Origin of the sequence: Dryocola mayonis, from assembly GCF_051307045.1 — a bacterium.
GTDB lineage: Bacteria > Pseudomonadota > Gammaproteobacteria > Enterobacterales > Enterobacteriaceae > Dryocola.
This window is the reverse complement of sequence record NZ_CP150452.1, coordinates 2,969,168-2,991,106: the sequence shown is the minus strand read 5'-3', so window position 1 is coordinate 2,991,106 and position 21,939 is coordinate 2,969,168. Positions and strand designations below refer to the sequence as shown.

General features: G+C 56.4%; 13 protein-coding genes and 5 pseudogenes. 10 read left to right on the top strand and 8 right to left on the bottom strand.

The window, feature by feature from the left end; genetic code table 11:
• Positions 1-5: 5 nt before the first annotated feature.
• Positions 6-948 (bottom strand): annotated as a pseudogene (locus WLO32_RS14370) (sugar-binding transcriptional regulator).
• A 208-nt stretch (positions 949-1,156) separates the two neighbouring features.
• On the opposite strand from WLO32_RS14370, the pseudogene dalD reads away from it, so the two are divergent.
• The 4 genes and pseudogenes from dalD (at position 1,157) to hxpB (ending at position 6,063) form a co-directional block, all read left to right on the top strand.
• Positions 1,157-2,525 (top strand): annotated as a pseudogene (gene dalD, locus WLO32_RS14365) (D-arabinitol 4-dehydrogenase).
• A 10-nt stretch (positions 2,526-2,535) separates the two neighbouring features.
• Positions 2,536-3,999 (top strand): xylulokinase, encoded by a 1,464-nt coding sequence (xylB, locus tag WLO32_RS14360; protein WP_435945718.1) that lies wholly within the window; start codon positions 2,536-2,538, stop codon positions 3,997-3,999.
• Positions 4,000-4,066: 67 nt separating this feature from the next.
• Positions 4,067-5,347, top strand: a complete 1,281-nt coding sequence (locus WLO32_RS14355; RefSeq protein WP_435945717.1) for an RbtT/DalT/CsbX family MFS transporter — start codon at positions 4,067-4,069, stop codon at positions 5,345-5,347.
• Positions 5,348-5,397: 50 nt separating this feature from the next.
• Positions 5,398-6,063: a hexitol phosphatase HxpB gene (hxpB, locus tag WLO32_RS14350; RefSeq protein ID WP_435945716.1), complete on the top strand. Its 666-nt coding sequence runs from the start codon at positions 5,398-5,400 to the stop codon at positions 6,061-6,063.
• 85 nt (positions 6,064-6,148) lie between these two features.
• Here the strand turns inward: hxpB and WLO32_RS14345 are convergent, their stop codons facing one another.
• The 5 genes and pseudogenes from WLO32_RS14345 to ackA all read right to left on the bottom strand — a co-directional run bounded on the left by WLO32_RS14345 (position 6,149) and on the right by ackA (position 13,050).
• Positions 6,149-7,408, bottom strand: a complete 1,260-nt coding sequence (locus WLO32_RS14345; protein ID WP_435945715.1) for a sugar ABC transporter permease — start codon at positions 7,406-7,408, stop codon at positions 6,149-6,151.
• 1 nt (position 7,409) lies between these two features.
• Positions 7,410-8,219, bottom strand: coding sequence for an ATP-binding cassette domain-containing protein (locus tag WLO32_RS14340; protein WP_435945714.1), 810 nt, complete (start codon positions 8,217-8,219; stop codon positions 7,410-7,412).
• Positions 8,220-8,282: 63 nt separating this feature from the next.
• A pseudogene (locus tag WLO32_RS14335) lies at positions 8,283-9,312 on the bottom strand (ABC transporter substrate-binding protein).
• A 307-nt stretch (positions 9,313-9,619) separates the two neighbouring features.
• Positions 9,620-11,762, bottom strand: a pseudogene (pta, locus tag WLO32_RS14330) (phosphate acetyltransferase).
• A gap of 85 nt (positions 11,763-11,847) precedes the next feature.
• Positions 11,848-13,050: an acetate kinase gene (gene ackA, locus WLO32_RS14325; protein WP_435945713.1), complete on the bottom strand. Its 1,203-nt coding sequence runs from the start codon at positions 13,048-13,050 to the stop codon at positions 11,848-11,850.
• Between the two features lie 332 nt (positions 13,051-13,382).
• Here ackA and yfbV point away from each other — a divergent pair.
• From yfbV to WLO32_RS14305, 4 genes and pseudogenes are all read left to right on the top strand, one after another.
• Positions 13,383-13,839: pseudogene (yfbV, locus tag WLO32_RS14320) on the top strand (terminus macrodomain insulation protein YfbV).
• 71 nt (positions 13,840-13,910) lie between these two features.
• The gene (locus WLO32_RS14315; RefSeq protein WP_435945712.1) at positions 13,911-14,405 is read left to right on the top strand and encodes a YfbU family protein; all 495 of its coding nucleotides are present in this window, start codon (positions 13,911-13,913) and stop codon (positions 14,403-14,405) included.
• Complete coding sequence (locus WLO32_RS14310; RefSeq protein WP_435945711.1) at positions 14,398-15,078, top strand: sugar phosphatase; 681 nt, start codon at positions 14,398-14,400, stop codon at positions 15,076-15,078. The genes WLO32_RS14315 and WLO32_RS14310 overlap by 8 nt, the downstream gene beginning before the upstream one ends.
• Before the next feature lie 84 nt (positions 15,079-15,162).
• The gene (locus WLO32_RS14305; protein WP_435945710.1) at positions 15,163-16,995 is read left to right on the top strand and encodes an SLC13 family permease; all 1,833 of its coding nucleotides are present in this window, start codon (positions 15,163-15,165) and stop codon (positions 16,993-16,995) included.
• Positions 16,996-17,026: 31 nt separating this feature from the next.
• Here the strand turns inward: WLO32_RS14305 and yfbR are convergent, their stop codons facing one another.
• The gene (yfbR, locus tag WLO32_RS14300) at positions 17,027-17,626 is read right to left on the bottom strand and encodes a 5'-deoxynucleotidase (protein WP_435945709.1); all 600 of its coding nucleotides are present in this window, start codon (positions 17,624-17,626) and stop codon (positions 17,027-17,029) included.
• Positions 17,627-17,705: 79 nt separating this feature from the next.
• On the bottom strand, positions 17,706-18,920 hold the full coding sequence (alaA, locus tag WLO32_RS14295; RefSeq protein WP_435945708.1) for an alanine transaminase AlaA: 1,215 nt from the start codon (positions 18,918-18,920) through the stop codon (positions 17,706-17,708).
• 1,002 nt (positions 18,921-19,922) lie between these two features.
• Between alaA and lrhA the strand changes: the two genes are divergently transcribed.
• Positions 19,923-20,858, top strand: a complete 936-nt coding sequence (gene lrhA / locus WLO32_RS14290) for a transcriptional regulator LrhA (RefSeq protein ID WP_435945707.1) — start codon at positions 19,923-19,925, stop codon at positions 20,856-20,858.
• Between the two features lie 628 nt (positions 20,859-21,486).
• Entirely contained in the window at positions 21,487-21,933 is a 447-nt protein-coding gene (gene nuoA / locus WLO32_RS14285; protein WP_435945706.1) for an NADH-quinone oxidoreductase subunit NuoA, read from the top strand.
• The last annotated feature ends 6 nt before the right edge of the window (positions 21,934-21,939 follow it).

Below are 21,939 nucleotides of genomic sequence, written 5' to 3'. Positions count from 1 at the left end.
GCGAGTTAACGGGTCAACAGCCAGCGGGCGGTGTGCTCATCGGTGACCAGGCCGTTAATCCATTTGCCCTTGAGGGCGGCGAAAATAGCGGCCCGCTTGTCTTCGCCGCAGGCCGCCGCCACGCGCGGGCAGCGGCTGCGGCGAATATCATAGCTGGTGATGAGATTGTTGATATCGCTCTCCACCACCTCGCCGTTGGCGTCGATAAAGCGGCCAAGAATTTCGCCGATGGCCCCCTGCAGGGTGAGCGTTTCAAGCTGTTCGAGCGTGATAAAGCCGTCCTTGAAAATCGGGCTTTCCTGCGAAAGCGCGCCGATACCGACGAAGATAACGTCGGCTTCGTGCGCCACGTTTAACACGTTGTTGAACAGGCGGTTTGAACACCACATTTGATGTTCAAGGGACGTCTGCGCATAGCGTGGCGCGGGCCACTGATAGTATTTAGCCTGAATTTTACTTGCCAGCAGCAGGGGGACATCGTCGTAGTAGTTGCATTTGCCTTCGGCGTCCATGGCGCTGATTAAGGCGACGCAGCGCGCGTTGGGGCTGTCGAAATCGATGCGCCTGATGGTCTTTTTCAGCGTCAGGGCCGGAACCGATGCCGATAATTTTATCGTTATCGGCGCGCAGATATTTTTCCATCAGCTGATAGCAGCCGAAGGAAACGCTGTCGAGGGTCACATCGGCAGTAAAGGCCGGCACGACGTTGCATTCAATAAGGCCGTATTTTTCTTTCAGCATCAGCGCATAGTTCAGACAGCTGGCGACCGGGTGGTTAAGCCCCACGGAGACGATGCCTTCCTCTTTCGCGGCGGCGATCAGCCGCTGCACCACCGGGCGCGAAGTGCCCAGCTGGGTGGCGATTTCGCTCTGGTTCTGCCCGGCAATGTAGTACATCCACGCGGCACGAACTTTCTGATCCAACCTTATGTCTTCTTCAGTTATCAATTTTCAGCGCCTTAAAGTTTATGGAGGAAGCATTTTCCCTGCGAATTCCCGCATTTTGGCGCTTGCAGGGTGCTCAGGCAACTCTATTTTCTTCGCGGTTGGTCATTTGTAATTTTTTAGATCTTTTGCTCTTTTGTGATGTAAAGCTCTTAATTCGGTTAATTGTTCAATTACAGTCTTTATCACAAACCGAATGGAGAGCAACGTTATGACTACGCAAAGTACCTGGTTACACATTGGTCTGGGATCTTTTCATCGTGCGCACCAGGCCTGGTATCTGCACCGTTTGATAGCCGAAGGCGATGCCCGCTGGCATATCGCCGCCGGCAACATCCGTAACGACGCAGAGCATGTTGTCGCCGCCCTTACCGCGCAAAAGGGGCGCTATGTGCTGGAAACCGTCAGTCCGGAAGGGGAGCGTGAATATGAAGAGATCGCTTCCATTCAGAAACTGCTGCCCTGGCAGGCGGATCTGCAGCCGCTGATTAGCGAAGGCGCGAAGCCGCAAACCAAAGTGATAGCTTTTACCGTCACGGAAGGCGGCTACTACCTTAATACCGCGCACAGCCTAGAGGTCGGCAACGCCGATTTAGCCGCCGATCTGCAAGGAGGCAACAAAACAATTTATGGCGTCATTACCCGTATTCTTGAGCAGCGTATGGCGAACGACGCCGGTCCGTTAACGCTGCTGAACTGCGATAACGTGCGCCATAACGGCGAACGCTTCCACGATGGCCTGGTGGAGTTCCTTGAGCTGACGGGGAAACAAAACGTTATCGCCTGGCTTAAAGCGAACGCCACCTGCCCGAATACGATGGTGGATCGCATCACGCCGCGCCCGGCGGCGGATCTCCCGGCGCGTATCAAAGAGAAAACCGGTATTGATGATAAAGCGCCGGTGATGGGTGAAACCTTTATTCAGTGGGTGGTCGAGGATAATTTCCGCGACGCGCGGCCGAATCTCGAAGCGGTGGGCGTGGAGATGGTTGACTCGGTTATCCCTTACGAAGAGGCGAAAATCCGCATTCTGAACGCCTCCCACAGCTGCATCGCCTGGGGCCGGCACGCTGATGGGCAAAGAATTTATCCACGAAAGCACGCTGACCGAAACCATCTACGCCGTAGCGGATCGCTACGTCACGGAAGACGTGATCCCAAGCCTTGGCAATAACGGCATCGACCTGCCGAAATACCGCGACGTGGTCCTTAAGCGCTTCACCAACCCGTACATCAAAGATACCAACCAGCGCGTGGCGGCGGATGGTTTCTCCAAGATCCCGGCGATGATTACCCCGACGATGATCGAATGCTATCAGCGCGGCGCCGTCCCGCACGCCACCGCCATGCTGCCCGCGCTGTTCTTTGTGTTTATGGAGCAGTGGCATAAAGGGCTGCTGCCGTACGAATACCAGGACGGCATTCTGGATGCGCAAGCGGTACACGCCATGTTTAACGCCGAAGATCCCATTGCGCTGTTTGCCGGCGATAGAGCCCTGTTCGGTGAATTAGCCGCTCGGGAAGATTTCGCCGCTTTGCTGCGTGAAAAAATTCAGGCCGTCTATTCGCTGATTCGCTGAGGAATAAATCATGTACCTGGGCATCGATCTTGGCACTTCCGAAGTAAAGGCGCTGGTCATTGACGAGAACGGCGACATCGTGACCAGCCACAGCGCGCCGCTGACTATCCAGCGGCCCCATCCCCACTGGTCAGAGCAAAGCCCGCAGGCGTGGTGGGAAGCCACCGACTACCTGATGAGCACGCTAAAGGAGAAATGCGGGCCGCACTGGGCGGCGATAAAAGCCATCGGCCTTTCTGGGCAGATGCACGGCGCGGTGCTGCTCGACGCGCAGGAAGAGGTCATTCGTCCCGCTATTTTGTGGAACGATACCCGCAGCGCCCTGGAGTGCGCGGAGCTGGAGGAGATTGCGCCGGAGCTGCACGCCGTCGCCGGCAACCTGGCGATGCCGGGCTTCACCGCGCCGAAGCTGCTGTGGGTGCGCAGGCATGAGCCGGAGAATTTCAAACGCGTCGCGACGGTTTTGCTGCCCAAAGACTACCTGCGGCTGCGCATGACCGGGAAAAAAATCTCTGATATGTCCGACTCCGCGGGCACGCTGTGGCTTGATGTCGCCAGGCGCGACTGGTCGGACAGCCTGCTTGCTAAGTGCGGCCTTGCAAGAAGCAATATGCCGCAGCTGGTCGAAGGCTGCGACGTTTCCGCCACGCTGTCAGCGGAAATTGCCGCACGCTGGGGGCTGAATCCTTCAGTGGTGGTGGCCGGCGGCGGCGGCGATAACGCGGTGAGCGCCATCGGCGTGGGCGCGGTAAATCCCGGCGACGCCTTTATTTCGCTCGGGACTTCCGGGGTGCTGTTTGTGGTCAACGAAGCGTATCGCCCGGCGCCGGCGTCCGCCGTACATGCGTTTTGCCACGTGCTGCCCGGCCGCTGGCACCAGATGAGCGTGATGCTAAGCGCCGCCAGCTGCCTGCAGTGGTTCTGCCGCCTGGTTGGCGTAACCGAAACGGTATTGCTTGAGGAAGTGGCGCAGCTAAGCGACGACGAAAGAGCAAACGCGCCGATGTTTCTGCCTTACCTGTCCGGCGAGCGCACGCCTCATAACGATCCTGACGCCAGGGGCATGTTCCACGGCCTGACCCACGCCAGCAATCGCGCAGCCATGGGTTACGCCGTGCTGGAGGGCGTCAGCTTCGGCCTGGCCGACGGCCTGCGGGTGCTGCAGGAAAGCGGCACGCGCATCGAACAGTGTTCGCTGGTCGGCGGCGGCGCGCGCAGCCCGCTGTGGGCGCAGCTGCTGGCGGACGTTCTCAATATGCCGGTCGTCACCCATAAAGGCGGCGAAACTGGAGGCGCGCTGGGCGCCGCGCGGCTGGCCTCGCTGGCGGCGGGCAAGGCGACGGAGACGGTTTGTAAAAAGCCGGAAATTTACCAGCAGTGGCTTGCCCGTCCCGCGCAGCATGCGGGCCTGATGAAAAGATATACGCAGTTTAAAGCGCTTTACCTTAACGATAGAAACAATAGAACTTACTGATTTTAATAATAAAAGCGGTCCCGGCTGCGGCCGGGGCACACCCCTGTACACGATAAACGAGGTCACTATGTCTGTTGCTAACAAACAGTGGTTTGGATTACCGCTACACCTGCTGTGGGGTTATATCGCCATCGCCGTATTTATGACCGGAGACGGTTTCGAGCTGGCGTTCTTATCCCACTATATTAAGGAGCTGGGCTTTTCCCCGGCGCAAGCCTCTTTCGCCTTCACCCTCTATGGCCTGGCCGCGGCGCTTTCTGCCTGGGTTTCCGGCGTGGTGGCCGAAATCATTACGCCGCAGAAGACCATGTTTATCGGTTTTGTGCTGTGGTGCGTTTTCCACGTTCTGTTTTTGACCTTCGGCCTGGGACACGCGAACTATCCGCTAATCCTGCTGTTCTACGGCATCCGCGGCTTTGCCTATCCGCTCTTCCTCTACTCATTCATCGTGGTGATTATCCATAACGTGAAGAGCGAAAACGCAAGCTCGGCGCTCGGCTGGTACTGGGCGGTTTACTCCATCGGCATCGGCGTGGCCGGCAGCTACATTCCAAGCTTCACCATCCCGCTGGTGGGGGAGCTGGGCACGCTGTGGATGGCGCTGTTCTTCTGCCTGGCAGGCGGCCTGATTGCGACGATCTCGCTGCGTAAAGTCCATACCCCGACGCACATGCACAACCTCACCACCCGTGAGAAATTTAACGAGCTAAGCCGTGCCATTACCCTGCTGTATACCAACCGCAGCATTATGTATTCGAGCATGGTGCGTATTATCAACACCCTTTCCCTGTTCGGTTTTGCGGTGATTATGCCGATGATGTTTGTCGACGAGCTGGGCTTTACCACCTCCGAATGGCTGCAGGTCTGGGCGGTATTCTTCTTTACCACCATTTTCTCCAATATCTTCTGGGGCATCGTCGCCGAAAAAATGGGCTGGATGCGCGTAGTGCGCTGGTTTGGCTGCATCGGCATGGCCCTGTCCAGCCTGGCGTTCTACTATGTGCCGCAGCACTTCGGCCATAACTTCGCAATGGCGCTGCTTCCCGCCATCGCGCTGGGGATTTTCGTCGCGGCGTTTGTGCCGATGGCGGCCGTCTTCCCGGCGCTTGAGCCTCGTCACAAAGGGGCGGCAATTTCGGTCTACAACCTCTCGGCCGGCCTGTCCAACTTCCTTGCTCCGGCCATCGCGGTTGTGCTGCTGCCTTACTTCAGCACCCTGGGTGTCGTTATTGCCTATACGGCGCTGTATATCATCGCCTTCTTCCTGTGCCACTTCATCCGTGTCGAACAGCCGGGCTTTGAGAGCTATACCTCTGAGGCGGCGAAAGCGGCGGTCAGAGCATCGTAATAAGAATGCGGCAGGCCGCTTAGCGCCTGCCCTGAATAAATGGAACAGCAATGAGCTTGCAAGCGGTTATTTTTGATATGGACGGCGTCATTATTGATTCCGAAGGTTTCTGGCAGGACGCGCAGATTGAGGCGCTGGCAGGCTTGGGCATCGCCATCACCGTGCAGGAGTGCGAAAAGCACACTAAAGGAAAACGCATCGATGAAATCGCGCGTATCTGGTGCGAAAGGCATGCTCTGAAGGTGCAGCCGCAGCGGCTTGAGCAGCAGATTGTTTCACGGGTCTGCGCGGCTATCAGAACCCAGGGGGAGGCGATGGACGGGCTGCCGCAGGCTTTGCGCTGTTTTCGCGACCGCGGCTATCGCCTTGCGCTGGCGACCTCATCCAGCCAGCAGATTATTGAGGCGGTGTTCGACAGGCTGGCGCTGTGGGAGTGGTTTGAGGTGGTTTGCAGCGCTGACGACGAAAGCTTCGGCAAACCGCATCCGGCAGTCTATCTTACGGCCATGCGCAAGCTGGGGCTGGAAGCCGGGGAGTGTATGGTTATTGAGGACAGCCTGAACGGCTTTCTCGCCGCTAACCGGGCGCGGATAAAAACTTTTGTCGTCGCTCCCGACTACCACAGGCCAAAATTTTCGGCGGCGGAAGGGCGGCACCCTACGCTTACCGAACTTATTGAGGCGCTGAAGCTGCCGGTGCTTAGCGGCAGCTGCTGACAAATATGGAAGCGCAGAAACTATCCCGGGGGAGTAAACGGTCTGCTGACCTGGCTTTCTGCGCTTCCTTTCTTTATTTCACTTACTATGCGCGGCCGTGGCTCACGCGCGAGCGTCTGGCCATCGAGTCCACGATAACGGCAACGGCAAGCACGCCGCCGGTTATCATGTAGCGCAGTGACGAAGGCAGGTTAAGCAGCGTCAGGCCGTTGGAAATACACTGGATGACAATAATCCCCAGCAGGGCGGACCAGGCGCTGCCCCGCCCGCCAAACAGGCTGGTGCCGCCGATAACCGCCGCGGCGATGGCGTTTAAATTCACATCTCCCGTTCCCGCCTGCTGGCTGGCCGAAGCCAGTCGGGAGGCGGCAAGGATCCCGCCGGTGGTGGCGAGCAGCGAGCAGATCATAAATGCGCTGATATAGATGCCGCGCACGTTGATACCCGAGCGGCGCGCGGCTTCGCGGTTGCCGCCAACGGCAAACATCGAACGGCCCCATTTCGTCCGCTTGAGCGCGTAGTTAAGCACCACCACCACGAGGATAAACAGGCCGAAAATCCAGGGCACGCCGCGGCCGATGTTGAGATAAAACACCATAAATTCAAAGACGGCGGTCATAAAAATGCTGCGTGCCCACAGTCCGCTCAGCGGTTCGGAAGACAGGTTTACCTGCGCGCGGCGGGCGCGGGTACGCAATCCCTGGGCGAGCATCACCACGCCGGGCAACAGCGCGAAAACGTGCGCCAGCCAGCCGGGCATCACCAGCACCTGGCCGAAGCGAACCAGCGGGGACACATAGGGAAGGTTGATGCTGCCCGAAGGCCCGAGGATATAAAGCTGCATCCCCAGCAGCGCCAGCAGCCCCGCAAGCGTGGCCACGAAGCTTGGCATCCCCAACCGGCTGTAAAGCTCGGCGTAAAGCAGGCCAACCGCGGCGCCCACCGCAAGCGCGGCGGCAATGGCGCCCATCACGGGCCAGCCCTGATTAACCCACAGCACGCCGATAATCGCCGAGGCGAGGCCGCTCATCGAGCCCACGGAGAGATCGATCTCTCCTAACAGCAGCACGCAAACGATGCCCAGCGAAATAAACCCGACCGTGGCGCAGTCAAACAGCATATTGACCAGGTTATTCGGCGCCAGGTAAACAGGGTTAAGCAGGGTAAAGACGATGGAAATAATAATCAGCCCGAGGACGACGGGGATCATGCCCAAATCGCCGGTTTTAATCCTGTCAAGGTACGCGCGCAGCAGGCCGACGATAGTGTCATGGTGATGAACGCGCTCATCGCTGCGATCCAACATGGTTTCGGGAGTAATTGGTTTTTTGGCGGTGGTATTCATATCAATGTGCCCCCAGCGAATGTTGCGTCTTTCTTTCCACCCGGCGCGATACGGCGTTCTCCGTCGCTCCGGTTATCGCGGCGACTAAATCCTGGTTGGTCGCTTCCGGCGTGAAAATACCTTTATTGCGGCCCAGGCGCAGCACCACGATACGGTCCGCCACGGCCCGAACGTCCTCCATGTTATGGCTGATGATAATCACCCCCAGCCCGCGCTCGCGCACGCGCTCAATCAGATTCAGCACCTCGGCGGTCTGGGCGACCCCAAGGGCCGCGGTAGGCTCATCGAGCATGATTATCTTCGGATTCAGCAGCAGCGAGCGCGCGATGGCGACGGTTTGCCGCTGGCCGCCGGACAGCGAGGCAACCGGCTCGCGTACGGAAGGAATTCGCGCCGCCAGCTCTTTGAGCAGCGTCCAGGCGCGCACCTCCATCGTCACTTCATCCAGTTGCCAGGCCGACAGTTCGTGGCCGAGAAACAGATTCGCCACCACGTCCAGGTTTTCGCATAACGCCAGATCCTGAAAGACGGTAGAGATACCGTACTCCAGCGCCTTGCCGGGGCTGTCGAGGCTTATCTTTTTCCCTTCGAACTCCACCGTGCCGGAGGTGGGCTGGTGCACGCCCGCTAATATTTTAACCAACGTCGATTTGCCCGCGCCGTTATCGCCGACCAAAGCGACGACCTCGCCGGGGTAGACGTCAAGGTCAATATCCGTCAGCGCCGAGACGGCGCCGAAATTTTTAGAGACTTTGCTTAATTTCAGCAGCGGTGTTTGCGTGCGGGTTGCGAGGTCATTTTCAATTAACATAGCCAGAACCTTAATATCCTCTGTGCGTCCGTATCCGTTTCCTACGGACGCACTAATCAGTACTTAGTTAATGCCTAATTTGCTGCAGGCCCTGCTGATATTCGCCGGTACAGACCTGCTGCGGCGTCTGGATTTTCTTGTCGAAGATTTCCGCTTTAATGTTTTTGGCGGTAATCACCGCCGGCACGAACAGCTGCGATGGCGTGTTATAAAGCGTGGAGGTTGCTTTCGGCGTCTGGCCGTTAATGAGCTGCACGGCGACGTTCGCGGCGGCGGCGGCAACGATTTCCGAAGGTTTGGAAATGGTGTTGTACTGATCGCCGGCAATAATCAGCTGCAGGGCGGCGATAGTGGCGTCGTTGCCGGTAACCGGCGGAATAGGCTGTACGCCGCCTGCCTTAAACGCGGCGATAGCGCCGCCGCCCGTACCGTCGTTGGCGGCGACCACGCCTTTAATTTTATCGCTAAAGCGGGTGATTTGGCCGGCGGTCCACTCCTGGGCTTTCGGCGGCGCCCATTCCGGCGTATCAAATTCCGCAAGCGTCGTGTAGCCGGAGTCTTTCAACCCGCGGTGAATACCGTCGCGAATAAGCCCCGCTGCGGCATCCGTTGGCGAACCGTTGATCTCAAGCACGCCGGAGCCGGCGGGAACATTCGTCGCTTTCAGATGCTCGACCAGCGAGGTGGAAATGGCGTAGCCGATGCCTTCGTTGTCAAAAGAGATATAAAAATCAGCAGGCTTAGCGGGGATTGGACGATCGTAAGCGATGACCTTCACATCCTGCGAGTGGGCGATTTCCACAAGGCCCGCCGCCGCGGAGGAATCTACGGGGTCGAGCACGATCACCTTCGCGCCCTGGGCGATAGCAGAGTTAAACTGCTGCTGCTGCAGGGAGGCGTTGGCGTTGGCGTTCTGGTAGATGACCTTGCACTGCTGGCACAGCTTGCTCAGTTCGGCTTTAAAGCCTGGAAAATCGTGCTGTTCGTAACGGGTGGAGGCCTGGTCAGGCATTAAAAAAGCCACGGTCGCGGCTTCCTGCGCGTGCGCCAGACCGGTAAAACCAAGCGCCGCCATAAGGGCTGCTTTGAACATTGTAGGGTAACGCATTTTTCTGCTCCTCACTGACTCGAACATGATGACCGCCTCACGGCTTATTAACGGAGGCGGAGGCTATGTTTTTAACGTTAAGAAACCAAAATGAAGCTTTTTATTAGCATTGCGATTACATTTGCTCAATCGGTGAAGCAGAATTGCCACTACTCATTTAGGTTGTCAAGAAAGGGCAAAAAAGCGATGTGTATTTTGTGATTGACTGCAGATTAGAAGGGGATTTTGTCGGGGAAAGCCCATAAAAAAAGGCCGCGCAATCGGGCGGCCTTTTGGTGCTTATTAACGACGCTTAGTCCTGCTGGGAAGACTGGATCGCCGTCAGCGCGATGGTGTAGACGATATCGTCAACCAGCGCGCCGCGGGAGAGGTCGTTAACCGGTTTACGCATGCCCTGCAGCATTGGCCCGATGGAGATCAGGTCCGCCGAGCGCTGTACCGCTTTGTAGGTGGTGTTGCCGGTGTTCAGATCCGGGAAGATGAACACGGTGGCGCGGCCTGCAACCGGGGAGTTTGGCGCTTTGGATTTCGCCACGTCCGCCATAACCGCGGCGTCATACTGCAGCGGGCCGTCGATAACCAGATCCGGGCGTTTTTCCTGAGCGATACGGGTCGCTTCGCGTACTTTCTCAACGTCGCTACCCGCGCCGGAGGTGCCGGTGGAGTAGGAGAGCATCGCAACGCGCGGTTCGATGCCGAAGGCAGTCGCAGAATCCGCGGACTGAATGGCGATTTCCGCCAGCTGTTCTGCGGTTGGATCCGGGTTGATCGCGCAGTCGCCGTAAACGTAAACCTGCTCAGGCAGCAGCATGAAGAACACGGAAGAAACCAGCGAGCTGCCCGGGGCGGTTTTGATCAGCTGCAGCGGTGGACGGATGGTGTTCGCCGTGGTGTGAACCGCGCCGGAAACCAGGCCGTCGACTTCGTCCTGTTCCAGCATCAGGGTGCCGAGAACCACGTTGTCTTCGAGCTGCTCGCGCGCAACCGCTTCGGTCATGCCTTTGCTCTTACGCAGCTCAACCAGACGGGCCCACGTAGCTTTCGCGCACCACTTCCGGATCGACGATTTCGATGCCTGCGCCCAGCTCAACGCCCTGCGCCGCAGCGACGCGGGTGATTTCATCCGGGTTGCCCAGCAGCACGCAGGTCGCGATGCCACGTTCGGCACAGATAGCGGCCGCCTTCACGGTGCGCGGCTCGTCGCCTTCCGGCAGCACGACGCGCTTGCCGGCTTTACGCGCAAGCTCGGTCAGCTGATAGCGGAACGCCGGCGGAGAGAGGCGACGGCTGCGCTCGGAGGTAGCGGTCAGGGATTCAATCCAGTCCGCGTCGATGTGGCTTGCCACATATTCCTGCACTTTTTCGATGCGCTGATGGTCGTCGGTTGGGACTTCCAGGTTGAAGCTCTGCAGGCTCAAAGAGGTCTGCCAGGTGTTGGTGTTCACCATAAACAGCGGCAGGCCGGTGGCGAAGGCGCGCTCGCACAGTTTGGTGATGCGCGCGTCCATTTCATAGCCGCCGGTCAGCAGGATGGCGCCGATCTCAACGCCGTTCATGGCCGCAAGGCAGGCCGCGACCAGCACGTCCGGACGGTCTGCGGAAGTCACCAGCAAAGAGCCCGGGCGGAAGTGTTCCAGCATGTGCGGAATGCTGCGCGCGCAGAAAGTCACGGATTTAACGCGGCGGGTTTTGATATCGCCTTCGTTGATAATGGTGGCGCCCAGGTGGCGAGCCATGTCGATTGCGCGGGTGGCAATCAGATCGAAGCTCCAGGGTACGCAGCCCAGCACCGGCAGCGGGCTGTCGGCAAACAGCTCTTTAGGATCGATATTGGCGATGCTGGCCTTGGTGGAGTCATCGAAAATCTCGGACAGGTCCGGACGGGTACGGCCTTGTTCATCAACCGGGGCGTTCAGTTTGTTGATGATAACGCCGGTGATGCTGGTGTTTTTGCTGCCGCCGAAGCTGCTGCGCGCCAGCTCAATGCGCTCTTTCATCTGCTCCGGGGTGTTGTTGCCCAGGGACATAACGAAGACGATTTCGGCGTTCAGGGTTTTGGCGATTTCGTAGTTCAGGGACTGGGCGAACTCGTGTTTACGCGTCGGCACCAGGCCTTCGACCAGCACCACTTCGGCGTCTTTGCTGCTCGCGTGGTAGTTGGCGATGATCTCTTCCATCAGCACGTCCTGCTGATTGCTCGAAAGCAGCGTCTCAACGTGGCTCATGCGCAGCGGTTCGGCCGCAGGGATGGTGGAGTTAGCACGCACGATGCTGGTGGTCTGGTCTGGCGTATCGCCGCCGGTACGCGGCTGGGCGATAGGCTTGAAGACGCTAAGGCGAACGCCTTTTTGTTCCATAGCGCGGATCACACCGAGGCTGACGCTGGTCAGGCCGACGCTGGTTCCGGTAGGGATCAACATAATAGTACGGGACACGGTATAACCTCTTTCGTTTTCGCGAGCGGCTCGCTCGCGAGACTCAGAAAACAACACCGCCAGCGAAGCGCTGGCGGTGGGAGAATCAGGCTGTCAGGCGGAATGCATCCTGAGCGATAACCAGCTCTTCGTTAGTGGTGATGACCACCGCCGGGCGGGTACCCTCTTTGTTGATGAAGCCGGACTTGCCAAAACGCGCGGCCAGGTTGCGTTCGTGGTCGACTTCAAAGCCCAGCACGCCCAGTTTGCCTAAAGAGAGCTCGCGTACCATCGCCGCGTTCTCACCGATGCCGCCGGTGAACACTACCGCGTCCAGACGGCCTTCCATCAGCGCGCAGTAAGAGCCGATGTATTTCGCCAGGCGGTGGCAGTAAACGTCCATTGCGCGCTTAGCGTCCGCTTTGGTTTCGTAGTTGTCTTCAACATAACGGCAGTCGCTGGTGACTTCGGTCAGGCCCAGCAGGCCGGACTCTTTGGTCAGCATTTTGTTGATGTCTTCAACGCTCATGCCCAGGGTGTCATGCAGGTGGAAGATGATGGCCGGGTCGATATCGCCGGAACGCGTACCCATCACCAGGCCTTCCAGCGGGGTCAGACCCATGGAGGTATCAACGCATTTGCCGTTACGGATAGCGGAAACGGAACCACCGTTGCCCAGGTGGCAGGTGATGATGTTCACTTCTTCCACCGGTTTGTTCAGCATTTTTGCCGCTTCCTGGGTGACGTAGAAGTGGCTGGTGCCGTGCGCGCCGTAGCGACGAACGCCGTGTTCTTTGTACAGCTTGTACGGCAGGGCGTAGAGGTAAGACTCTTCCGGCATGGTCTGATGGAACGCGGTGTCGAACACGGCAACGTTTTTATCAGCCAGTTTCGGGAAGGACTTCAGCGCTTCGGCAATGCCGATCAGGTGCGCCGGGTTATGCAGCGGTGCAAAAGAAGCGGAATCTTTGATACCCTGAATCACAGAGTCGTCGATAACCACGGAGCTGGTGTATTTCTCGCCGCCGTGAACAATACGGTGGCCGATGGCGGTCAGCTGCTCGGACAACTCTGGTTTTTGTGCCAGAATAGTATTAACCATATAGTTAAGAGCTTCGCTGTGAGCGGCGCCTGCGCCCAAAGCCGCTTCTTGTTTACCGCCATCCATTTTCCATTTGATACGCGCTTCTGGAAGATGGAAACATTCGGCTAAACCAGAGAGGTACTCGTCACCGTTTACAGCATCAATAATTGCGAATTTCAGTGAAGAGCTACCGCAGTTCAGAACCAGTACTAACTTACTCGACATGGAAGTACCTACTTTTACGTGGCTAAAAAAACGTCAGATAGTCTCTCAGCGTAGCGCATGATGAGGCTGACATTTATGATTAACGTCATGCCGGAATGGTTTTTCTGGCATGGCGAATAAATAATCCAGAGTTTACGTCATTTTGCGCAATTTTTCGGCAAAGACGAATGAGTGACGGTTTGACAGCCAGCGGTTTCCCTTCTACGGCCATCAAAAGCCCGCACAGGATAACCTCCGGGGCCCTTAAAGACAAAATATTTTGAACCATGTCATTTAGAGTTGTTATCTTGCACAATAATTTTATTTTTTATACGTGAAGTTGAGGTAAAGCCATGTCGACACCCCAGAATAGCCACATCAGCTGGTTTAGCTTATTTGGCCGTGGCCAGCATTATTCGAAGACCTGGCCCGTCGATAAGCGCCTTGCGCCCGTCTTTGTCGAAAACCGCGTTATCCGCGCCACCCGCTTTGCGATCCGCTTTATGCCTCCGCTTGCCGTTTTCACGCTGACCTGGCAAATCGCCCTCGGCGGCCAGCTTGGTCCTGCCGTGGCTACCGCTTTGTTTGCCTGCAGCCTGCCGATGCAGGGGCTGTGGTGGCTGGGCAAGCGCTCCGTTACGCCGTTGCCGCCCACCGTCCTGCACTGGTTCTATGAGGTGCGGGGAAAATTACAGGAGGCGGGGCAGGCCCTAACGCCGCTGGAAGGCAAGCCCGACTATCAGGCGCTGGCCCGACGTGCTCAGGCGGGCGTTCAAGCAGCTGGATAAAACTTTCCTGGATGATTTGTAAAAGAGCTGCCGTTACGCCTATAAAGGAAGGCATACTTTTTAGCAGGTTACTTTGCTTACAGGAGCTAATAGATGGAAATGACTAACGCCCAGCGTCTGATTTTATCCAATCAGTACAAAATGATGACCATGCTCGACCCGGACAACGCCGAGCGTTATCGTCGCCTGCAAACCATCATCGAACGCGGCTACGGCCTGCAAATGCGCGAGCTGGACCGTGAGTTTGGCGAGCTGACGGAAGAAACGTGCCGCACCGTCATCGACATTATGGAGATGTACCACGCGCTGCACGTCTCCCGGGCTAACCTCAAAGATACCCAGAGCATCGACGAGCGCCGCGTCACCTTTTTAGGCTTTGACGCCGCAACCGAGGCGCGCTTTTTGGGCTACGTCCGCTTTATGGTCAACGTTGAAGGCCGCTACGCGCACTTTGACGCCGGCACCCACGGCTTTAACGCCCAGACGCCAATGTGGGAAAAATACCAACGCATGCTGAAAGTGTGGCAGTCCTGTCCGCGTCAGTATCATTTAAGCGCGAATGAAATCGCGCAGATTATCAATGCCTGAGGGGATAAGTGTGGTGAAGTGTAAAGGGTTCTTGTTTGATTTGGACGGCACGCTGGTCGATTCCCTGCCGGCGGTCGAGCGCGCATGGATAAACTGGGCGAAGCGCTTTGATATCTCTCCTGAAGAGGTGTTGGGCTTTATCCACGGCAAGCAGGCGATTACTTCACTGCGCCATTTTATGGCCGGCGCCTCCGAAGAGGAGATTCAGCAGGAGTTTACGCGGCTGGAGAAAATCGAGTCTGAGGATACCGAGGGCGTAACGGCGCTTCCCGGCGCCGTTGAGCTGTTGACGCATCTGAACGAAGCGGGCATTCCCTGGGCTATCGTTACCTCCGGCTCCGTACCTGTCGCCACGGCGCGTCGCCTGGCGGGCGTGCTGCCCGAGCCGGAAGTTTTCGTCACCGCGGAACGCGTGGCGCGCGGCAAGCCGGAGCCGGACGCTTACCTGCTGGGGGCGCAGCTGCTGGGCCTTGAGCCGGAAGAGTGCGTCGTGGTGGAAGATGCCCCGGCGGGCGTGCTGTCGGGCCTTGCGGCCGGCTGCCATGTGATTGCGGTTAACGCGCCTGCGGATACGCCGCGCCTTGAGCATGTCGATTATGCACTACGGTCGCTTACCGAGCTGCTGGTGCAGAAATTACCCGACGGCAGCGTCGAAGTGTTAAGAAAACACTAATCCCATGATTTAACCCCGCATTGGCGGGGTTTTTTTATGGCATCCTCTGGGCATTCGGTTAACTTTCGGAAACAAGGATGCGTTTTGAATTCGGAACTGATATGGGTACTGTCCCTGCTCGGCATCGCGGTAGTGCTGTTCGCCACCAGCAAGGTGCGAATGGATGCCGTTGCGCTGCTGGTCATTATCGCTTTCGTGCTAAGCGGCACGCTGACGCTTAACGAGGCGTTTTCCGGCTTCAGCGATCCTAACGTCGTGCTTATCGCCGCGCTTTTTGTTATCGGCGATGGCCTGGTCCGAACGGGCGTGGCCACCAATATGGGTTCCTGGCTGGTAAAGGTCGCCGGCAGCAGCGAAACCAAAATGCTTATCCTTCTGATGTTCACCGTCGCCGGCCTGGGCGCGTTTATGAGCTCCACCGGCGTCGTCGCCATCTTTATTCCCGTTGTGCTTAGCGTCTCCATGCGCATGAAAACCTCCCCCTCGCGTCTGATGATGCCGCTTAGTTTCGCCGGTCTTATCAGCGGCATGATGACGCTGGTCGCCACGCCGCCTAACCTTGTGGTCAACAGCGAACTGCTGCGCGAAGGGCTGGAGGGGTTCGGCTTCTTTAGCGTGACGCCGATTGGCCTGGTGGTGCTCGTGCTGGGCATCGGCTATATGCTTTTTGCCCGCTTTGCCCTTAATGGACAAAATAAAGAAGAGGGAAAAGCAGGCTGGAGAAGGCGCACCTTTCGCGATTTGATAAAAGAGTATCGCCTGACCGGGCGCGCCCGCCGGCTGGCTATCCGTCCCGGCTCGCCGATGGTTGGCCATCGTCTGGATGATTTGAAACTACGCGAGCGCTACGGGGCCAACGTTATCGGGCTTGAGCGCTGGCGCCGGTTCCGCCGGGTGATTGTCAACGTTACCGGCGTCACGGAGTTCCGGGCGCGGGACGTGCTGCTGATTGATATGTCAGCCTCCGATGTCGACCTGCGTGAGTTCTGTAGCGAACAGCAGCTTGAGCCGATGATCCTGCGCGGGGAGTATTTCTCCGACCAGGCGCTGGACGTGGGGATGGCGGAAGTGTCGATGATCCCGGATTCGGAGCTGATAGGGCAGACGCTGCGCGAAATCGGTTTTCGTACCCGCTATGGCCTGAACGTCGTAGGCCTTAAGCGCAACGGCGCGGCGCTGGAAGGGCTGCTGGTGGACGAAGCTCTGCAGCTTGGGGATATTCTGCTGGTGGTCGGCGACTGGAAGTTAATCAGCCAGCTGAATAAAAATAGCCGCGATTTTCTGGTGCTCAATCTGCCGGTGGAAGAGGGGGAAGCTTCGCCGGCGCACAGCCAGGCGCCGCACGCCATTTTCTGCCTGGCGCTGATGGTTGCCCTGATGCTCACCGATGAAATACCCAATCCCGTCGCGGCGATCGTCGCCTGCCTGCTGATGGGGAAATTCCGCTGCATCGACATGGAAAGCGCCTACAAAGCGATTCACTGGCCGAGCATTATTCTGATTGTCGGCATGATGCCCTTTGCGCTGGCGCTGCAAAAAACCGGCGGCGTGGATCTGATCGTCAGCGGGCTAATGAAGCTGGGCGGCGGCTACGGGCCTTATATGATGCTCGTCTGTTTATTCGCCATGTGCGCGACCATCGGGCTGTTTATCTCCAATACCGCCACCGCGGTGCTGATGGCGCCTATCGCGCTGGCGGCGGCAAAATCCATGGGCGTTTCGCCTTATCCCTTTGCGATGATTGTGGCGCTCGCCGCCTCCGCCGCCTTTATGACGCCGGTTTCTTCCCCGGTGAACACGCTGGTGCTGGGGCCGGGCAACTATAAATTCAGCGACTTTGTGAAGCTGGGCGTGCCCTTTACCCTCATCGTGATGGTCGTAAGCGTGGCGATGGTGCCGATGCTGTTTCCGTTTTAAGGTCCCGGTAGCGGCTTACGTGTTACCCGCCCTACAGCGGGGAATCCTGGCTAATCTCATCGAGCGAAAGCTGGAAGCTGGGCACGAAGACCCGCATAAAATAGTCCATCTCTTCGCTGTGTCTGTCCGCCAGGGTCTTTTCCAGGCGGCTTTTGGCCAGTAAAAATTCGTTATTGCCCGCCGAGAGCTCTTCCAGGCATTTCAGATAGGCGCACAGCGCATCCGCCTGTTTTACGACGGCTTTTTCTTCATCGCTGTACTGATGTTCATCAATCAGCGGCGCCCAGATATCCCGCAGCTCTTCCGGCACCATGTCGATTAATTTCTGCTGCGCAATCTTCTCAATGGCTTTGTATTCGTGAGCGATTTGCGAATTAAAGTACTTCACCGGTGTAGGAAGATCGCCGGTCAGCACTTCGCTGGCGTCATGGTACATCGCCAGCAGCGCAATGCGTTCGGCATTCAGGCTGCCGTTGAATTTACGGTTTTTAATCGCGGCAAGGGCATGAGCGACCATCGCGACCTGCAGGCTGTGTTCCGACACGTTTTCCGTGCGCACGTTGCGCATCAGCGGCCAGCGGTTGATAAGCTTCAGGCGGGAAAGGTGGGCGAAGAAATGGCTTTGACTCATAGTGCACCTGGTATTACAGCAAAGAAAACCATTGTGCGAGGAGAAAGGGGAAGATGCAAACATCTTCCCCGGCAAAGCTTTACTGGTGGTAATGGCCCAGGAAGCGTCCGAGCTTGTTGATGGACATTTCCAGCTCGTCCACGCGCGGCAGCGTTACGATGCGCACGTGATCGGGCCACGGCCAGTTAAAGGCCGTTCCCTGCACCAGCAGCACTTTTTCCTGCAGCAGGAAGTCGAGCACCATTTTCTGATCGTCATGAATGTTGAAACGCTTCGCGTCGATTTTCGGGAACATATACAGCGCGCCGCGCGGTTTCACGCAGGAAACGCCGGGAATATCGTTGATAAGCTCCCAAGCGCGGTTGCGCTGTTCGTACAGACGCCCGCCCGGCACGATAAATTCGCTGATGCTCTGATAGCCGCCAAGCGCGGTCTGAATAGCGTGCTGCGCCGGAACGTTGGCGCACAGGCGCATCGACGCCAGCATCTCCAGCCCTTCTATATAGCCTTTGGCGTGCTTCTTCGGTCCGCTCAGCACCATCCAGCCCTGGCGGAAACCGGCAACGCGGTAGGTTTTCGACAGGCCGTTAAAGGTGATGGTCAACAGGTCCGGCGCAAGGGTCGCGATAGAGATATGCTCGGCTTCGTCATACAGGATTTTGTCGTAAATCTCATCGGCAAAGATGATGAGGTTGTGCTGCCGGGCCAGCTCGACGATTTCCAGCAGTAGCTCTTTGGAATACACCGCGCCGGTCGGGTTGTTGGGGTTGATTATCACAATGCCGCGGGTGCGCGGCGTGATTTTGGCGCGGATATCATCAAGATCCGGGAACCAGTCGGCGGACTCATCGCAAAGGTAATGTACCGCTTTACCGCCGGAGAGCGATACGGCCGCGGTCCACAGCGGGTAGTCCGGCGCCGGAACCAGCATTTCATCGCCGCTGTTGAGCAGCGCCTGCATCGACTGGACGATCAGCTCAGAAACGCCGTTGCCGATATAGATATCTTCGACGGTCACATCGCGCATGCCCCGAGCCTGATAATGCTGCATGATGGCCTTGCGTGCGGAGTACAACCCTTTCGAGTCGCAATATCCCTGCGCCGTGGGGAGGTTGCGAATCACGTCGACAAGGATTTCATCCGGGGCCTCAAAACCGAAGGGGGCGGGGTTGCCGATATTCAGTTTAAGAACTTTGTTGCCTTCTTCTTCCAGGCGTTTCGCCTCTTTGAGAACCGGACCGCGGATGTCATAACAGACATTATCTAACTTGCTGGATTTTTCGATAGGGGACATGAAGCTTCGACCTTAAATGTTAGCGTTGCTTCCTGCCGTGGAAGCAACCAGGCATCAATGTACTCCTGGCTGCTGCAGATTTGAACCCAACCGGGGCGCATAAAAGCAATTTATCTTTAGCAGGATGTAAAGGAAAAGGCGCTTTCCATCGCCGCTTGTTGGGTTTTAATTTTGCTTAATAAATTAATGATAAAATAATAATCTGGGTTTGTGGCGGGAATATGTTTTTATATTCTGACTGGCGCGGGTTATGAAGCGGGGGATGCTGCTTTTTGGCGAACCAGCCCTGAAAAAGGATAAGCGGCGATGAATATCCGCAGGCAAACCGCGGCGCCCGGCCTGGCGGGACGGTTAAAAAAATGTTTATGAACTTAATCGGAGATGTAATTAATATATAGGCCGGCAATTATTAAGCACCTTTTATTATAGGAAGTGATAACGGCCTCGGTCGTCATGGAATAAATATGTCGCCGGCTTCTTAAAAAAAGAGAATGAGATCAGATAATTCCTAACAGATCTTATAAACCAGCATAGTTTGAGGTAAGATACCCAAGCTAATTTGGCTGTTTTCATGCTCAGGACTTTCAGTAACGCCCCGCTTTATAAGGCGTTGACCGGCATGCCCGCACCAAATGAGCACCGTCTGCGGCTTTCTGGTCGGCGATTTCTCAGCGCTTCCCCGCGGCCTGGTAAGAAAGAATAAATAAGACCGGTTTTTGCAGTAGGGGTACCCTTAATACTTCGTTTTAATTTAATCGACTGGTATGACAAGCCTCTGGTTTGTATGTTGTATTAGCCAGCGTAATATCCCGTCGGGCGAGCTTCGCATAATTGAACCGCGCCGTCGGGAAAATAAAATATTAAACAATCAGGAAAACGATCTCTAAAAAGAGCATGCACTCGTCGGAGACGTTTGGTAAATGGAATTGCTTTATCTCTTTGATAAATCACAGCAATGGAACTAAGGCAGTCTCGCAAGAGCAACCTAATAGTGAAAAAATTATGATTAACGCAAATCGCCCGATACTTAATCTCGACCTCGATCTGCTAAGAACCTTCGTTGCGGTCGCCGATCTCAATACCTTTGCCGCCGCCGCCGCGGCGGTATGCCGTACCCAGTCTGCGGTCAGCCAGCAGATGCAGCGCCTTGAGCAGCTGGTAGGAAAAGAGCTCTTTGCGCGTCATGGCCGCAACAAGCTGCTGACCGAACACGGCATTCAGCTATTAGGCTATGCGCGAAAAATCCTGCGCTTTAACGACGAGGCCTGCACTTCGCTGATGTTCAGCAATCTACAGGGGGTGCTGACCATCGGGGCTTCCGACGAAACCGCGGATACCATTCTTCCCTTCCTTCTTAACCGGGTAAGCTCGGTTTACCCAAAACTTGCGCTGGATGTGCGGGTCAAACGCAATCCCTTCATGATTGAAATGCTCAATCAGCAGGAAGTGGATTTAGTGGTCACCACCTCGAAGCCCGCCCATTTCGAGTCAATCGTGCTGCGCACGTCCCCTACGCTTTGGTACTGCGCGGCAGACTATGTCTTTCAGAAGGGCGAAGCGGTGCCGCTGGTGCTGCTCGACGATCCGAGCCCGTATCGCGACATGATGCTTGAGCACCTTAACGCGGAACGCATTCCGTGGCGCATCTCCTATGTCGCCTCGACCCTTGCGGCGGTCAGAGCGGCGGTGAAGGCCGGGCTTGGCGTAACGGCAAGGCCGGTGGAGATGATGAGTTCGGAGCTGCGCGTGCTGGGCTCTTCTGACGCTCTTCCGGTGCTGCCGGAGACGCAGTATCTGCTTTGCCGCAATCCGCAGACCGATAACGAACTGGCGCAGGCGATTTTCAGCGCCATGGAAACCAACCCTAATCCCTATAGCTACGCGCTGGCCCAGGATGAGGACGATGACCCGTTGTTAATCGAAGGCGGGGTGGAGTAGTTTTCCGCGCTGCGTTAGTAACAAAATGTTAACTGTAAAAACAGGCCGCTGGAGAGATTATTTGCTCCAGCGGCCTGTTTTTTAGGCAGTTTGGCTTTTTTTTGTCACAATCACAGAAAAAAGGTCTTCTAAACAACGCGTTAGAATACAGCGCTGCGTTTTCATTTTTGCCCGCCGTCGCGAAGCCGGGTAGCAGGAAAATGTTAAAAAACAATCGGCAATGTTGCTTCTTTTTGCTGTGAATTAACAAAAGCGTGTCTCAGATCATGAAAATACTCCCAATTAGGGGGAGGAATAGTTGAGATTTCCTGCCAAAATAGAGGGGTTGTTTAAATTTTTCCACACGACGGACACGATTCAACATCATGGAGGTTGCGTGAATAACTCAGCGGCGCCGGGTTTTAACGCATTAAATGTTAATGAATTGATGTCAATGTAAACTAATGTGTGGATACTTTTGTTAAAGTTGACAAAAGGTTATAGAAAGGAGTAAAAAACCCCATCAATTTGCTGGTAAATTTTTGATTCCAGCAGTTATTGTAAGGTTTATTGTTCCTCCCATGAATCGATGTGGTGTTCATCTGCCAGCAAGAGCAGAGGTTTTGGCGCCACTTTTGATGAGTAAGCAATGAGTATGTCAACATCCACTGAAGTTATCGCTCATCACTGGGCGTTCGCTGTCTTTCTTATTGTTGCTATTGGCCTGTGTTGCGTAATGCTGCTCGGGGCATGGTTCCTTGGCGGGAGAGCTAAGGGCCGGCATAAGAATACCCCCTTCGAGTCAGGTATTGACTCCGTTGGTTCCGCGCGTTTACGCCTTTCCGCTAAGTTTTACCTGGTGGCCATGTTCTTCGTTATCTTCGACGTGGAAGCCCTGTATCTCTATGCCTGGTCTACTTCCATTCGAGAAAGTGGCTGGATTGGTTTCGTGGAAGCCGCAATTTTCATTTTAGTGCTACTGGCTGGTCTGGTGTATCTGGTGCGTATTGGCGCGCTCGATTGGACTCCTGCGCGTTCGCGTCGTGAGAAAATCAACCCGGAAACCGACAGTCTCACTAACCGTCATACGCGCTAACAGCGA